At 68.6% G+C, this 1,050-nt stretch carries 1 protein-coding gene; it reads right to left on the reverse strand.

Annotated features, from left to right (window positions below; translation table 11 throughout):
- Window positions 1-1,050 (reverse strand): hypothetical protein (locus BM041_RS29670; RefSeq protein ID WP_175534263.1); only part of this gene is annotated, 1,050 nt, incomplete at both ends.

Here is a 1,050-nt window from a genome sequence, read left to right on the forward strand (position 1 = left end):
GCGGCAACCAGGTTGCCCGTCAGGCCGATATCCTGGCGATAGCCGGTCGCGGAGGCGAGACCGCTGCCCGAGGTGTTGCCCGACACCGCACCCAGCGACTGCATGGCGCCCGTGCCGCCGTAGCCGTTGATTTCACCCAGGTTCTGCTCAACCGCACCGGCGGAGGTGGTGGCCAGAGCACCGGTGGTGGACAGGACGTTCGACAGCACGTTGGTGCGCTGCGTCGTCCCGGCCAGCGATGCATTGCCACCCAGGTAGCTCATGGCGAGCGCGCTGTTGGTCTGAAGGCCAGCGCCGGTATTCTGCAGCGCGAGTTCATAGGGCTGACCCGCCGAGGAGAAGGCCGGACCGCCACTACCCTGGATCACGATGCCGGTGGTGAAGCCGCCAGGTGCCGCGACGCCGGCGGCGAAGTTCAGCGTATTCGCCGTCTGGGTGAAGCCACCCGTGACATTGGCGCTGGAGCTCAGGGTATTCGCCGTCATCTGGTAGTTCTGGGCAAGCCCATCGATGCTGGCGCGGCCGGCCACCGTATCCGCCAGGGCGTTGTTGAGCGCGGCGAAACTGTAGGGCGTGGGCCCAGTGGCCGGCGTGATCCCGACCTGCAACACGCCGGAGATCACACCGATCTCGTTCGCAACCTGCGAGAAGCCCGTGCCGTTACCGCTGCCGCTGGCCGGCAGGGCGGTGATGGCCATGTTGCCCGCATCGACGCGGTTGTAGGCGGTCGCGATCGTCTGGCCGACATTGGACAGGCCGACATCAGCCGCGGCCGGTGCGCCATTCACGAAGTAGCGGGGCGCATCGAAGGCGAGAGTACCGCCGCCGATCACGCCGCCAGCGGCGGGCTGGGTCGCGGCCACGGCGGCGAGGGTCCCCGCCACCGTGGAGGCGACCATCTGGTTGGTGACAATGGGCACCACCGTGCCGAAGTTGCCGCTGAAGAAACTCCCGGCGCCATTGATGCTCTGCTGGCCGCTCAGCGTCACCGCGCCGCTGGCACCGCCCACCGGGGCGAGGGCCAGGGTGTTGATGTCCACGCCCGCGCCC

The sequence above is a fragment of the Falsiroseomonas stagni DSM 19981 genome (assembly GCF_900114315.1).
Lineage (GTDB): Bacteria > Pseudomonadota > Alphaproteobacteria > Acetobacterales > Acetobacteraceae > Falsiroseomonas > Falsiroseomonas stagni.